13 protein-coding genes are annotated in these 13,650 nt (G+C 72.5%); 4 read left to right on the top strand and 9 right to left on the bottom strand.

Annotated elements, in window-relative coordinates; genetic code table 11:
- Positions 1-24: 24 nt before the first annotated feature.
- From zwf to pgl, 3 genes are all read left to right on the top strand, one after another.
- Positions 25-1,539: a glucose-6-phosphate dehydrogenase gene (gene zwf, locus Q3W68_RS25325; RefSeq protein WP_302907824.1), complete on the top strand. Its 1,515-nt coding sequence runs from the start codon at positions 25-27 to the stop codon at positions 1,537-1,539.
- Complete coding sequence (locus Q3W68_RS25320; RefSeq protein WP_091331179.1) at positions 1,536-2,552, top strand: glucose-6-phosphate dehydrogenase assembly protein OpcA; 1,017 nt, start codon at positions 1,536-1,538, stop codon at positions 2,550-2,552. Before zwf ends, Q3W68_RS25320 begins: the two co-directional genes overlap by 4 nt.
- A 69-nt stretch (positions 2,553-2,621) precedes the next feature.
- On the top strand, positions 2,622-3,392 hold the full coding sequence (gene pgl, locus Q3W68_RS25315; protein WP_302907823.1) for a 6-phosphogluconolactonase: 771 nt from the start codon (positions 2,622-2,624) through the stop codon (positions 3,390-3,392).
- 67 nt (positions 3,393-3,459) lie between these two features.
- On the opposite strand, the gene Q3W68_RS25310 is transcribed toward pgl, so the two are convergent.
- The 8 genes from Q3W68_RS25310 to rapZ all read right to left on the bottom strand — a co-directional run bounded on the left by Q3W68_RS25310 (position 3,460) and on the right by rapZ (position 10,521).
- Complete coding sequence (locus tag Q3W68_RS25310) at positions 3,460-3,804, bottom strand: RNA polymerase-binding protein RbpA (protein ID WP_073831415.1); 345 nt, start codon at positions 3,802-3,804, stop codon at positions 3,460-3,462.
- Between the two features lie 130 nt (positions 3,805-3,934).
- Entirely contained in the window at positions 3,935-4,195 is a 261-nt protein-coding gene (secG, locus tag Q3W68_RS25305; RefSeq protein WP_013287463.1) for a preprotein translocase subunit SecG, read from the bottom strand.
- A 95-nt stretch (positions 4,196-4,290) separates the two neighbouring features.
- On the bottom strand, positions 4,291-5,082 hold the full coding sequence (tpiA, locus tag Q3W68_RS25300; protein ID WP_120568920.1) for a triose-phosphate isomerase: 792 nt from the start codon (positions 5,080-5,082) through the stop codon (positions 4,291-4,293).
- On the bottom strand, positions 5,083-6,282 hold the full coding sequence (gene pgk, locus Q3W68_RS25295) for a phosphoglycerate kinase (protein ID WP_302907822.1): 1,200 nt from the start codon (positions 6,280-6,282) through the stop codon (positions 5,083-5,085).
- Positions 6,283-6,334: 52 nt separating this feature from the next.
- Complete coding sequence (gene gap / locus Q3W68_RS25290; RefSeq protein ID WP_302907821.1) at positions 6,335-7,339, bottom strand: type I glyceraldehyde-3-phosphate dehydrogenase; 1,005 nt, start codon at positions 7,337-7,339, stop codon at positions 6,335-6,337.
- A 264-nt stretch (positions 7,340-7,603) separates the two neighbouring features.
- Entirely contained in the window at positions 7,604-8,584 is a 981-nt protein-coding gene (whiA, locus tag Q3W68_RS25285) for a DNA-binding protein WhiA (RefSeq protein WP_018788213.1), read from the bottom strand.
- Between the two features lie 54 nt (positions 8,585-8,638).
- The gene (gene yvcK, locus Q3W68_RS25280; RefSeq protein WP_302907820.1) at positions 8,639-9,643 is read right to left on the bottom strand and encodes a uridine diphosphate-N-acetylglucosamine-binding protein YvcK; all 1,005 of its coding nucleotides are present in this window, start codon (positions 9,641-9,643) and stop codon (positions 8,639-8,641) included.
- Positions 9,640-10,521, bottom strand: coding sequence for an RNase adapter RapZ (gene rapZ, locus Q3W68_RS25275; protein ID WP_120573677.1), 882 nt, complete (start codon positions 10,519-10,521; stop codon positions 9,640-9,642). Before rapZ ends, yvcK begins: the two co-directional genes overlap by 4 nt.
- A gap of 229 nt (positions 10,522-10,750) precedes the next feature.
- Between rapZ and recQ the strand changes: the two genes are divergently transcribed.
- The gene (recQ, locus tag Q3W68_RS25270; protein ID WP_302907819.1) at positions 10,751-12,607 is read left to right on the top strand and encodes a DNA helicase RecQ; all 1,857 of its coding nucleotides are present in this window, start codon (positions 10,751-10,753) and stop codon (positions 12,605-12,607) included.
- Between the two features lie 174 nt (positions 12,608-12,781).
- On the opposite strand, the gene Q3W68_RS25265 is transcribed toward recQ, so the two are convergent.
- The gene (locus tag Q3W68_RS25265) at positions 12,782-13,438 is read right to left on the bottom strand and encodes a C39 family peptidase (protein WP_302907007.1); all 657 of its coding nucleotides are present in this window, start codon (positions 13,436-13,438) and stop codon (positions 12,782-12,784) included.
- Between the last annotated feature and the right edge of the window lie 212 nt (positions 13,439-13,650).

Genomic DNA, 13,650 nt, shown 5'->3' with positions numbered 1-13,650 from the left:
CGAGACGCAGGAGGAGGTGGCCCGGTGAACCCGCTGCGCGACCCGCAGGACCGGCGGCTGCCCCGGATCCCCGAGCCGTGTGCCCTGGTGATCTTCGGGGTGACGGGCGACCTGGCCCGCAAGAAGCTGCTGCCGGCGGTCTACGACCTGGCCAACCGGGGGCTCCTGCCGCCCGGCTTCGTGGTGCTGGGCTTCGCGCGCCGGGACTGGGGCGACGGCGACTTCGAGTCGGTGGCGCACGACGCGGCCAAGAAGCACGCCCGCACCCCGTGGCGGGAGGAGGTGTGGGCCCGGCTCGCCGGCAACATCAAGTTCGTCGGCGGCTCGTTCGACGACGACGCGGCGTTCGACCAGCTCGCCGCCACACTCGACGAGCTGCGCGACTCGCACGGCATCCCTGGTAACGCCGCCTTCTACTTCTCCATCCCCCCGGCCGCGTTCCCGGTGGTGCTCAAGCAGCTCGCCCGCACCGGCATGGCGGACAACGCCAAGTCCGGCGGCTGGCGCCGCGTGGTGGTGGAGAAGCCGTTCGGCAACGACCTGCCCTCGGCCAAGGCGCTCAACGACCTGGTCGACGACGTCTTCACCCGCCAGGACGTGTTCCGGATCGACCACTACCTGGGCAAGGAGACGGTCCAGAACATCCTGGCGCTGCGCTTCGCGAACAACCTGTTCGAGCCGCTGTGGAACTCCAAGTACGTCGACTCGGTGCAGATCACCATGGCCGAGGACGTCGGCATCGGCACCCGCGCGGCGTTCTACGACTCCGTCGGCACCGCCCGCGACGTTCTCCAGAACCACCTGCTCCAGCTGCTCGCCCTGGTCGCGATGGAGGAGCCGACGAGCTTCGACGCCGACGAGATCCGGGCCGAGAAGCTCAAGGTGCTGAAGGCGATCACCGTGCCGCGGGACGTCACCGAGGACACCGTGCGCGGCCAGTACCTGCCCGGCTGGGTGGGCGGCGAGCGCGCCAAGGGCTACCTGGAGGAGGAGGGCGTCCCGGAGGGCTCCACCACCGAGACGTACGTGGCGGTGAAGCTGGGCATCCAGAACCGCCGCTGGGCCGGGGTGCCGTTCTACATCCGGGCCGGCAAGCGGCTGCCCCGGCGGGTCACCGAGGTGGCCATCATGTTCAAGAAGGCGCCGCACCTGCCGTTCAACGCCGCCGACATGGAGTCCCTCGGCCCCAACCAGCTCGTCATCCGGGTGCAGCCGGACGAGGGCGTGGTGCTGAAGTTCGGCTCCAAGGTGCCGGGCACCACGATGGAGGTCCGCGACATCGCGATGGACTTCCAGTACGGCGAGGCGTTCACCGAGTCCAGCCCCGAGGCGTACGAGCGGCTGGTGCTGGACGTGCTGATCGGCGACCGGACGCTGTTCCCGGACGCCGCCGAGGTGGAGCAGAGCTGGCAGGTCGTCGACCCGCTGGAGCACGCCTGGGAGGGCACGACCCCGGAGCCGTACCGGGCCGGTGAGTGGGGGCCCCGGGCCGCCGACGAGATGCTGGCCCGCGAGGGCCGGGCTTGGAGAAGAGCATGATCGGGCTGTGGGACACCACCGGCAACGAGGTGGTCAAGGCGCTGGCCGCGGAACGGCGCAGCGCGGGCGGGGTGGCCAGCGGCATGGCGCTCACGCTGATCGTAGTGGTGGACGAGAAGCGGGTACGCGAGGCCGAGGCGGCGGCCACCATCGCCGCGGCGGCACATCCGTGCCGGCTGCTCGTGGTGGTCCGCTCCGACGTGGAACGCGACCGCAACCGGCTGGACGCGGAGATCGTCGTGGGTGGCCGGCTCGGCCCCTGCGAGGCGGTGGTGACCCGGATGTACGGGCGGCTCGCGCTGCACGCCGAGTCGGTGGTGATGCCGCTGCTGGTGCCGGACGTACCGGTGGTGACGTGGTGGCACGGCGAGCCGCCGGCGGAGATCTCCACCGACTTCCTCGGCGTGGTCGCGGACCGGCGGATCACCGACTCGGCGCAGGCCGCCGACCCGATCGCCGCGCTGCGGCAGCGGGCCCACGACTACGCCCCCGGCGACACCGACCTGGCGTGGACCCGGATCACCCCGTGGCGCACCCTCGTGGCGGGCGCGTTCGACACCACCCAGGCCCGGGTCACCGAGGCGAGCGTGGTGGCTCCCCCGTCGGACCCGACGGCGGCGCTGATGCGCGGCTGGCTCAAGGCCCGGCTCGGCATCGACCCGGTCCTGACCGCCACCGACGAGTTCCCCCGGATGCGCCAGGTGCAGTTGCGTTGCGCCAACGGCGACGAGCTGACGCTCACCCGCGACGACAGCATCGCGGTGTTCCGGCGTACCGGGCAGGAGGACCGCACGCTGCCACTGGTGCGCCGGCCGCTCGGTGACGAGCTGGCCGAGGAGTTGCGCCGCCTCGACGCCGACCAGGTGTACGCGGAGGCCCTCGGCGCCGCGGCCGGGATCACCGGGCTCGACCAGCGTCCGGCCCAGCGGGTGCACGTGTGGAAGGATCCGGCGACCGCCCAGCGGGCCGAGGCCGGCGTGACCGCGCACGCGGGCGCGACCGCGAACGAGTGACCGCCCGGACCGGGCGGTCGGAGGCACAGGTGACCGCCGGTGGGCGGTCGGAACACGAGGGCACGACGGATGACTGAGGCGAGTGTCGCCGTACACGCCGACCCCGACCTGCTGGCGCAGGCGGTGGCGGCCCGGCTGGTGGTGAAGCTGCTCGACGCGCAGGCCGAGCGCGGCCAGGCGTCGGTGGTGCTGACCGGCGGGCGGATCGCCGCGGCGGTGTACCGGGCGGTCGGGCAGCTGCCCGCCCGGGACGCGGTCGACTGGTCCCGGGTCGACGTGTGGTGGGGTGACGAGCGGTTCCTGCCCGCCGGCGACCCGGAGCGCAACGAGACGCAGGCCCGGGCGGCGCTGCTGGACACGGTGCCGCTCGACCCGGCCCGGGTGCACCCGATGCCGGCCTCGGACGGCCCCGCCGGTGACGACCCGGAGGCGGCTGCCGCCGGGTACGCGCGGGAGCTGGCCGCCGCCGCGCGGCCCGGGAACGCGGTGGTGCCGCACTTCGACGTGCTGATGCTCGGCGTCGGCGAGGACGGGCACGTGGCGTCGGTGTTCCCGGAGCACCCGGTGCACCACGACAACCGGCCGGTCAGCGCGGTGCGGGGCAGCCCCAAGCCGCCGCCGGTGCGGACCACGCTGACCCTGCCGACGATCAACACGGCCGAAGAGGTGTGGCTGATCGCCGCCGGCGCGGACAAGGCCCGGGCGGTGGGCATGGCGCTGGCCGGGGCCGGGCCGGTGCAGCTGCCGGCCGCCGGGGTGCGGGGCGTCTCCCGTACCCTCTGGCTGCTCGACCGGGCCGCCGCGGCGAACGTGCCGCCGCGCCTGCGCAGCCTCCGCTGAGGTGTAAGGAAGGGCCCCTTCTTAACGTCTCCGGTAGAGAAGGGGCCCCTTCTTAACACCTCTCGGCTCAGGCGCGGCCGCGACGTCGGCGCAGCGCGTCCAGGGCCTCGGCGAGCAGCGCCTCACCCTCCTCCGGCGTGCGCCGCTCCTGCACGTACGCCAGGTGGGTCTTGTACGGCTCGGCGCGCTGGCGGCCCGGCGGGTCGCCGGGGTCGGGGCCGGCCGGCTCGCCGCAGCGGGGGCACTCCCAGGCGGCGGGCGTCTCCGCCTCGGCCGCGATCAGGAACTCGACCCGGTGCCCGTGGCGGCACCAGTAGACGACCGGTCGGCGCGGCGCGGGCTCGACCCGCTGGTCGAACCGTTCGGGGGCGGACCCGACCCGGGTGCCGCGGATGACGTTGTTGCTGGGCACGGTTGCTCGCTCCCTGTCGTCGGAGGGGACCGCCGCCGGAGGGGGTGGGCGACGGGCGACGCGCGGAGAAACAAAACTGCGCGCGGTCCGTGACGGACCGCGCGCAGATTGTACGCTTCTCAGCGCCGACTCAGGTGCCGCTGGCCATCTGCAGCCGCAGCCAGAGCCCGAGCCCGACGATGCACGCGAACCAGACGATTCCCACCAGAACGGTGTAGCGGTCGAGGTTCTTCTCGGCCACCGACGAACCGGCCAGGCTGGAGCTGACGCCGCCGCCGAACATGCTCGACAACCCGCCGCCCTTACCGCGGTGCAGGAGGATCAGCAGGGTGAGCAGGACGCTCGTGATGACCAGCAACACGATCATCGTGTAGGCGAACCAGATCGGCATGGCGGGGGTCAGTCCTCTCGTTGCGATCACTGCCCGGACCTGTCGGGCACGGCGGCACCGACCGGTGGACGGGCAGCGTCAAGGATAGCGAGCGATCAGCGGGCGATGTGCTCCGGGAACCGGCAGATCTGCGCGAACTCCTCCGCGTCCAGGCTGGCGCCCCCGACCAGGGCCCCGTCCACGTCCGGCTGCGCCATGATCGCGGCGACGTTCGACGCCTTGACCGACCCGCCGTACAGGATCCGGACCTGCTCGGCGGTGCCCTCGTCGTAGGTCTCGGCGATGCGCTTGCGCACCGCGCCGCAGACCTCCTGGGCGTCGTCCGGAGTCGCCGTCTTGCCGGTGCCGATCGCCCAGACCGGCTCGTACGCCACGACGACCTTGGTGACCTGCTCGGCGGTGAGCCCCTTCAGCGCGCCGTCGAGCTGGTCGCAGCAGTGCCGCACCTGACCCGACTGCTCCCGGACCTCCAGGCCCTCGCCGATGCAGAGGATCGGGGTGAGCCCGTTCGCCAGCGCCGCCGACACCTTCGCGTTGACCAGCGCGTCGTCCTCGTGGTGGTACTGCCGCCGCTCGGAGTGGCCGACCACCACGTAACCGCAGCCCAGCTTGGCGAGCATCGGACCGGCGATGTCACCGGTGTACGCGCCCGACGGGTGCGGTGACAGGTCCTGCGCGCCGTAGCCGATCAGCAGCTTGTCGCCGTCCACAGCCGTCTGCACGGTACGCAGGTCGGTGAAGGGCGGCAGCACCACGCACTCGACGTCGGTGAGCTGCTTCTCGTTCAGGCTCGCGGCCAGCTTCTGCACCAGCAGGTTGGCCTCGAGGTGGTTCAGGTTCATCTTCCAGTTGCCGGCCATCAGCGGCCGGCGGGTCGTGCTCGCCATTCAGTTCTCCAGGGCCGCGATGCCGGGGAGGGTCTTGCCCTCCAGGTATTCCAGGGAGGCGCCACCGCCGGTGGAGATGTGCCCGAACGAGGACTCGTCCAGGCCCAGCGCGCGCACCGCCGCGGCAGAGTCGCCGCCGCCGACCACGCTGAACGCGTCGGCCTTGGTGATCGCCTCGGCCACGCCCCGGGTGCCGTTGGCGAACGCCGCCATCTCGAACACACCCATCGGGCCGTTCCAGAAGACGGTCTTCGCCTGCGACAGCGCGGCGGCGAAACCGGCCACCGTCTCCGGACCGATGTCCAGGCCCAGCCGGTGGCTCGGGATGCCGTCGGCGGGCACGGTGTCGTGCGCGGCGTCCGGCGCGAACGCGTCGGCGGCCACCACGTCGACCGGGAGCATGATCTTGCCCGGCGCGCGCTCCATCAGGTTGCGGCAGGTCTCGACCATGTCCTTCTCCAGCAGCGACGTGCCCACCTCGTGGCCCTGGGCATTGAGGAAGGTGAAGCACATACCGCCGCCGATGAGCAGCCGGTCGACGGTCGGCAGCAGCGCCTCGATCACGGCGAGCTTGTCGGAGACCTTCGAGCCGCCCAGCACCACCACGTACGGCCGCTCCGGCTCGCCGGTGAGACGGCTGAGCACCTCGACCTCGCGCAGCACCAGCCGGCCCGCGAAGTGCGGCAGCCGGGCCGGTACGTCGTGCACGCTGGCGTGCTTGCGGTGCACAGCGCCGAACGCGTCGTCCACGTAGGCGTCACCGAGCGCGGCGAGCTGGTCGGCGAACGCGCCCCGCTCCGCGTCGTCCTTGCTGGTCTCACCGGCGTTGAAGCGCAGGTTCTCCAGCAGCGCGACCTGGCCGTCGGCCAGGCCTGCCACCGTGGACCGCGCCGAGTCGCCGACGGTGTCCTCGGCGAAGTGCACCGGGGCGCCGAGCAGCTCGCCGAGCCGCCCGGCGACCGGGCGGAGGCTGAACTGCGGGTCGGGCGCGCCCTTCGGGCGGCCCAGGTGCGAGCAGACGACCACCTTCGCGCCGGCCTGCACCAGCGCGCTCAGCGTCGGCAGCACGGCCCGGATCCGGCCGTCGTCGGTGATGTCCCCGCTCTGCTTGTCGAGCGGGACGTTCAGGTCGGCGCGTACCAGCACGCGCCGACCCGACACCCCCTCGGCGAGCAGGTCGTCGAGGTTACGGATCGTCACAGAGCTAGCCCTCCGTTCGTGACTGCGGGGCTCGCAAGCTCACTCCTCGCACTCACAGGGACTTGCCGACCAGCTTGACCAGGTCCACGAGGCGGTTCGAGTAGCCCCACTCGTTGTCGTACCAGCCGACGACCTTGACCTGGTTGCCGATCACCTTGGTCAGCGGCGCGTCGAAGATGCACGACGCCGGGTCGGTCACGATGTCGGCGGAGACGATCGGGTCCTCGTTGTAGGTGAGGATGCCGCGCAGCGGGCCCTCGGCGGCGGCCTTGAGCGCGGCGTTGACCTCGTCCACAGTGGTCTCCCGGCCGACCTCCACGGTCAGGTCGGTGGCCGAGCCGGTCGGGATCGGCACGCGCAGCGCGTAGCCGTCCAGCTTGCCCTTGAGCTCCGGCAGCACCAGGCCGATGGCCTTCGCGGCGCCGGTCGAGGTCGGCACGATGTTGAGCGCGGCGGCCCGGGCCCGGCGCAGGTCCTTGTGCGGCGCGTCCTGCAGGTTCTGGTCCTGCGTGTACGCGTGGATGGTGGTCATCAGACCCTGCTTGATGCCGAACGTGTCCTGCAGGACCTTCGCCATCGGGGCGAGGCAGTTGGTGGTGCAGGAGGCGTTCGAGATGATGTTGTGCTTGGCCGGGTCGTACTGGTCCTGGTTGACGCCCATGACCACGGTGACGTCCTCGTTCTTCGCCGGAGCGGAGATGATGACCTTCTTGGCCCCGCCGTCGAGGTGCGCCTTCGCCTTGGTGGCGTCGGTGAAGAAGCCGGTGGACTCGATGACCACGTCGGCACCGACCTCGCCCCACGGCAGCTTCGCCGGGTCCTTCTCGGCGTACGCCTTGATGGTCTTGCCGCCCACGGTGATCTCGTCGGCGGTGGCCTTCACCTCGTGCGGGAGGCGGCCCAGGATGCTGTCGTACTTGACAAGGTGGGCGAGCGTCGCGTTGTCGGTCAGGTCGTTGACCGCCACGACCTCGACGTCAGCGCCGGACGCCAGCACTGCCCGGAAGAAGTTGCGGCCGATCCGGCCGAAGCCGTTGATGCCAACCCGGATGGTCACAGGTCCCATCTCCTCGCGTTCTGGTCCGCCGGCGTCAGACCGCGGCCGGCGGAGGTGTGTGCGCCGACCGTTGGAGCCGGCCGTCGACATGTCTTCTCGGCCACCCCGCCGCGGTCACGGAGACCTGACCGCCCGAGGCGGTGAGCACGGCGAGGAGCGCCTGTTCCGGCCCCCTTGCCGTACGCAGCGACCATATCCGAGCGCGCGGCGTCGCGCTGCGGCGGGTGGTGATCCCGCTCGCGGTGCACTGCCGCCCGAGTCCTATCAGACCACGAGCATGTCGGGCGTGACTGCCGCTTCCGTATCCGGGATGCCCAGGTCACGGGCACGCTTGTCGGCCAGCGCGAGCAGCCGGCGGATCCGGCCGGCGATGGCGTCCTTGGTCAGCGGCGGCTCGGCGAGCGCGCCCAGCTCCTCCAGCGAGGCCTGACGGTGCTCCAGGCGCAGCCGCCCGGCCGAGGTGAGGTGGTTCGGGGCGTCGTCGGCGAGGATCTCCAGCGCGCGGGTCACCCGGGCGGCGGCGGCCACCGCGGCGCGGGCGGAGCGGCGCAGGTTGGCGTCGTCGAAGTTCGCCAGCCGGTTCGCGGTCGCGCGCACCTCCCGGCGTACCCGGCGCTCCTCCCAGGCCAGCACGCTGGAGTGCGCGCCGATGCGGGTGAGCAGCGCGGCGATCGCGTCACCGTCCTTGACCACCACCCGGTCCACGCCGCGCACCTCGCGGTTCTTGGCGGTGATGCCGATGCGGCGGGCGGCGCCGACGAGCGCCAGCGCCGACTCCGGCCCGGGGCAGGTGATCTCCAGCGCGCTGGAGCGGCCCGGCTCGGTGAGCGAGCCGTGCGCCATGAACGCGCCCCGCCAGGCCGACACGGCACAGCAGACGTTCGCGGCCACCACGTGCGGCGGCAGGCCACGCACCGGGCGGCCCCGCACGTCGAGCAGGCCGGTCTGCCGGGCGAGCGCCTCGCCGTCCTTGACCACCCGCACGATGAAGTGGCTGCCCTTGCGCAGCCCGCCGGAGGCGAGCACGTGGATCTCGCTCGGGTAGCCGTACACCTCGGCGATCTCCCGCCGCAGCCGGCGGGCCACCGCACCGGTGTCCAGCTCCGCCTCGACCACGACGCGCCCCGACACGATGTGCAGGCCGCCGGCGAAACGCAGCAGGGCGGCCATCTCCGCCCGGCGACAGCAGGGCTTGGGCACGTCGACCCGGCTCAGCTCGTCCTTGACCGCAGCCGTCATCGCCATAGTGCGCCCCCTCACGGACCGGTTCCGGCGTGTCGCCGGTGATTACGTACGTGTCTAACGATCGGCGCGCAGGACAGGCACCAGCGCGGCGCCCAGGGCGGCTGGATCATGACGGGGCGTGCCGTCGAGGACGGCGACGGGAGCGAGAACCAGCCGGGCACCCAGCGATTCTGCCGCACGTTCGACCGCCGCGGGGTCAGCCACCGCCGTGGAGTCGGCGAGCACCCGGTCCACCTTCAGCTCGGGCAGATAGCGCCGCAGTGTGTCCAGATGGTCGGGCAGGGAGAGCCCCGAGGTCTCCTTCTCGGCCACCAGGTTGAGCGTCACCAGCCGCCGCGCCGGGCTGGACACGATCGCGTCGGCCAGGCCCGGCACCAGCAGGTGCGGCAGCACGCTCGTGTACCAGCTGCCCGGCCCGAAGATCAGCCAGTCCGCGGCGCGTACCGCTGTCACCGCCTCGGCGCACGCGGCCGGCGCGGACGGGTTGAGCCGCAGCGACTCGACGGTGCCCGGGGTGACCGCGACCTGGTGCTGGCCGCGCACCGTGGACACCTCGTCCGGGTGCTCCGGGTCGGCGCCGCGGACCCGGGCCTCGATGCCCACCGGCTGGCGTGACATCGGCAGCACCCGCCCCACCGCGCCGAGCATCGCCCCGGCGTGGTCGAGCGCGGCCACCGGGTCGCCGAGCAGCTCGGTGAGGCCGTGCAGCAGCAGATTGCCGACCGCGTGGCCGGCGAGCGAGTCGCCGACCGCGACCGGGACCGGCGCGGCGATCGTCGGCGCCGGCGGCACCGCTGCGGGGAAGCGGTGCTGGAACAACGCCGCGCTGCGCCGGGTGGCCGGATGGTCGCCGGCCAGCGCGACGAGCGCCTGCCGCAGGTCGCCGGGCGGCAGGCCGCCGCGCTCGGCGCGCAGCCGGCCGCTGGAGCCGCCGTCGTCGCCGACGGTGACCACCGCGGTGATGTCCAGGTCCAGTTCGGGTACGCAGTGGCGCAGCGCCCGCAGCGACGCCGAGAGCCCGTGCCCGCCGCCGAAGGCGACCACCCTGGTCGGGGTCACTCCCGCCCCAGGTCCCGGTGCTGGGCGTTGGCGGCGATGCCGGAGTGGCGCAGCCGGGAGGCCAGCTCCTCGGCGATGGCCACGCTGCGGTGCTTGCCGCCGGTGCAGCCGACCGCCACGGTCAGGTAGCGCTTGCCCTCCCGCTCGAACCCGGCGGTGGTGGCGTTGACCAGGTCGGCGTAGCCGGCCACGAACGCGTCGGCGCCCTCCTGGCCCAGCACGTACGCGCTCACCGCCTCCTCCCGGCCGGTGTGCTCGCGCAGCTCCGGCACCCAGTACGGGTTCGGCAGGAACCGGGCGTCCATCACGAAGTCGGCGTCCGGCGGCAGGCCGTACTTGAAGCCGAACGAGATCACGGTGATCCGCAGCCGGCGGGCGTCCTCGCCGCCGAACAGCTCCTCCACCCGGCGGCGCAGCTGGTTCACGTTCAGGTGGCTGGTGTCGATGATCACGTCGGCCTGCTCGCGGGCCTCCTCCAGCAGCGCCCGCTCGACCGCGATGCCGTCGGCCAGCCGCCCGTCGCCCTGCAACGGGTGCGAGCGGCGCACGCTCTCGAACCGGCGGATCAGCACCTCGTCGTCCGCGTCGACGAAGACCACCCGGGGCTGGAAGCCACGCTCACGCAGCTCCCGGATCGCCCCGGCCAGATCGGTGGAGAACGCGCGCGAGCGCACGTCCAGCACCATCGCCGTACGCCGGGCCGCGCCGCCGGCCTTGAACGCCAGCTCGGCCATGTCCAGCAGCAGCGCCTGCGGCAGATTGTCGACCACGTAGTAGCCGACGTTCTCCAGCGCCCGCGCCACGGTGCTGCGCCCGCCGCCGGACAGGCCGGTCACCACCACCAGGGAGGTCTCCGACTCGGCCGGCGCCGGTCGCACCGGCGTCGTCTCCGCCTCGGTCGGCCCCAGGTCACCCGCTGTACGCGCCTCGCTCACCCGCTACCCCCAGCCGTGGCGCCGCGGCCGGTCGGCCGCGCATGGTCAATCAGCGACTCTAACGGCTTCGACCCGGCCGGGGATTCCACGGGGTGACGACCGGAACATGTCGCCGCCCTCGTCACGGCTCGCCGAGGCGGGCGGTGTCGGGGGACGCTCGTAGACTGCGCGGATGGTCTCCCCCACCGACGAGCGGACCACCTCCCCACCGGCCGGCGACGCGCTCGACGTGCTGCGCCGGGTCTTCGGGTACGACGCCTTCCGCGGCTTCCAGCAGGAGGTCGTCGAGCACGTGGTGGCCGGCGGCGACGCGCTGGTGCTGATGCCCACCGGTGGCGGCAAGTCGCTGTGTTACCAGATCCCCGCGCTGGTCCGCGACGGCGTGGCGGTGGTCGTCTCGCCGCTCATCGCGCTCATGCAGGACCAGGTCGACGCGCTCACCGCGGTCGGTGTCCGGGCCGGGTTCCTCAACTCGACCCAGGATCCCGCGCAGCGGCGCCGGGTCGAGGCCGCCTACCTCGCCGGCGAGCTGGACCTGCTCTACCTCGCCCCGGAAGGGCTCGCCGTGCGCTCCACGCTGGGCCTGCTGGAACGCGGCCGGATCGCGCTGTTCGCGATTGACGAGGCGCACTGCGTCTCGCAGTGGGGGCACGACTTCCGCCCCGACTACCTCAACCTGTCGATGCTGCACGAGCGCTGGCCGGACGTGCCGCGGATCGCGCTGACCGCCACCGCGACCCGGGCGACCCGCACCGAGATCGCCACCCGGCTGCGGCTCACCGAGGCCCGGCACTTCGTGGCCAGCTTCGACCGGCCCAACATCCAGTACCGCATCGTGCCCAAGCGGGAGCCGCGCCGTCAGCTGCTGAGCCTGCTGCGCGACGAGCACCCGGGCGACGCCGGCATCGTCTACTGCCTGTCCCGGGCCTCGGTGGAGAAGACCGCCGAGTTCCTGGTCGCCAACGGCATCCCCGCGCTGCCGTACCACGCCGGGCTGGACGCCTCGACCCGCGCCGCCAACCAGCAGCGCTTCCTGCGCGAGGACGGCCTGGTCATGGTCGCCACCATCGCGTTCGGCATGGGCATCGACAAGCCCGACGTCCGCTTCGTCGCCCACCTCGACCTGCCGAAGTCGGTGGAGGGCTACTACCAGGAGACCGGTCGCGCCGGGCGGGACGGGCTGCCGTCCACGGCCTGGCTGGCGTACGGGCTCCAGGACGTGGTGCAGCAACGCAAGATGATCGAGACGTCGGAGGGCGACCTGGCGCACCGGCGCAACCTCGCCGCGCACCTGGACGCGATGCTGGCGCTCTGCGAGACGGTCCGCTGCCGCCGCGCGCAGCTGCTCGAATACTTCGGCGAAACCGACGTGGCCGACTGCGGCAACTGCGACACCTGCCTGGAACCGCCGGAGTCCTGGGACGGCACCGTCGCCGCGCAGAAGCTGCTGTCCACCGTCTACCGGCTCGACCGCGAACGCAACCAGCGGTTCGGCGCCGGGCACAGCATCGACATCCTGCTCGGCAAGCACACCGACAAGATCGACCAGTACGGCCACGACGCGCTGAGCACCTTCGGCATCGGCACCGAGCTGCGCGAGGCCGAGTGGCGGGGCGTGGTGCGGCAACTCCTCGCCGAAGGGCTGCTCGCCGTCGAGGGCGACTACGGCACGCTGGCGCTGACCGACGCGAGCGCGGACGTGCTCGGGCGCCGCCGTACGGTCACCCTGCGCAAGGAGCCCGAACGCCCGGCGGGCGGCCGCTCCGCCAAGCCGCGGGGCGCTGCCACGGTGGTCGCCGACCTCTCCCCCGCCGCCGCGCCCGTCTTCGAGCGGCTCCGCGCTTGGCGCGCGGCCACCGCCAAGGAACAGGGCGTCCCGGCGTACGTCATCTTCCACGACGCGACCCTGCGGCAGATCGCCGCCGAGCCGCCCGCCTCACTGGCTGAGCTGTCCCGGGTCAACGGGGTCGGCGAGAACAAGCTCGCCAAGTACGGCGAGGCGATCCTGGCCGTCCTCGCCGAGTCCTGACGCACGCGCGCGAAAGGGCCCGGCCCCGTGGTGGGGTCGGGCCCTTCCGGCGTGCTGTGGCCTCGCTCTGGTTCACGCGCGTTCGTGCTCTGCGTGGTCGTGCTCTGGTCCGCGTGGTCTCGCTGTTGGCTGGGTGTTCTTGCTTTGCAGCCATATGCGCGGCGGTCGGTGCTCTTAGCTGGTGCTGTAGCCGCGGGTGGCGATCCAGTCGGCGAGGTTGTCGATGCTCATGCGGTAGGTGGCGGTGTTGGGGTCGGCGCTGTCGGCGATGGTGACGGTGTGGCCGTCGTCGCGGTAGCCGATGACGCTGATGTAGTGGCCGCCTTCGAAGGAGTGGGTGGTGCCGTCGGTGTCGGTGGCGGTGCCGGCGATGTTGGCGACCACGGCCCGGCCGGCGTCGACGGTCTTCACCACGTCGGCGCGGAGCTTGTCGGTCTGCTTGTCGTCGGCCTTGGGGGTGCTGATCTCGACGGACTTGTAGGCGTCCTTGGTGCCGGTCTCCTTGTTCAGCACGGGGGTGATGTCGTTGATGCTGTTGGTGCCGGCCTCGGTGGTGCCCATCTCGGCGGCCATGGCATGCACGTCGATGTTCTTGCCCTGCACGGACAGGGCGTTGCGGGCGGCGGCGGGGCCGCAGAAGTAGAAGTTGGGCTGGGCCTCGTAGCGCACGTCCAGCTCCCGCTCACCGTGACCCTTACGATCCGCCACGGCGGTGGTGGTGCCGGTGGTGGGGGCGGCGTGGGCGGCGATCGCGGGGCCGGCGATACCTCCGGCGGTGGCGGCGATACCGGCAGCGGTCAGAACGGTCTTGCGCAGCAGAGTGGTAGCCATGATGGTTGCCTCCCTGAAGTGGGGGAAAAGCGCGGCGGGGGATGCCACGCGAGGGGGAAAGTCTTGGGGTGCCCGTCGAAAAGGGCTGGCGCGCGGGCGACCCGAGGGGGCCTGCTCCGCGGCTCGGGGATGTAACGACGTGCGGACCGGGGTCATTCCCGGGGACGGCCGCGGTGCCCGTCGCTCGGGGATGTAACGACGACCGGGCCGGA

It is taken from the genome of Micromonospora sp. C28ISP2-4, from assembly GCF_030519385.1.
GTDB lineage: Bacteria > Actinomycetota > Actinomycetes > Mycobacteriales > Micromonosporaceae > Micromonospora > Micromonospora tulbaghiae.
The sequence above is the reverse complement of the archived record's forward strand: the minus strand, read 5'-3'. Positions and strand labels throughout refer to the sequence as shown.

What these genes read in the sequence shown, in the direction of transcription:
- Q3W68_RS25320 (WP_091331179.1), top strand. Translation starts at nt 1,536, where the DNA reads ATGATCGGGCTGTGGGACACCACCGGCAACGAGGTGGTCAAGGCGCTG.
- pgl (WP_302907823.1), top strand. Translation starts at nt 2,622, where the DNA reads ATGACTGAGGCGAGTGTCGCCGTACACGCCGACCCCGACCTGCTGGCG.
- secG (WP_013287463.1), bottom strand. Translation starts at nt 4,195, where the DNA reads ATGCCGATCTGGTTCGCCTACACGATGATCGTGTTGCTGGTCATCACG.
- tpiA (WP_120568920.1), bottom strand. Translation starts at nt 5,082, where the DNA reads ATGGCGAGCACGACCCGCCGGCCGCTGATGGCCGGCAACTGGAAGATG.
- whiA (WP_018788213.1), bottom strand. Translation starts at nt 8,584, where the DNA reads ATGGCGATGACGGCTGCGGTCAAGGACGAGCTGAGCCGGGTCGACGTG.
- recQ (WP_302907819.1), top strand. Translation starts at nt 10,751, where the DNA reads ATGGTCTCCCCCACCGACGAGCGGACCACCTCCCCACCGGCCGGCGAC.
- Q3W68_RS25265 (WP_302907007.1), bottom strand. Translation starts at nt 13,438, where the DNA reads ATGGCTACCACTCTGCTGCGCAAGACCGTTCTGACCGCTGCCGGTATC.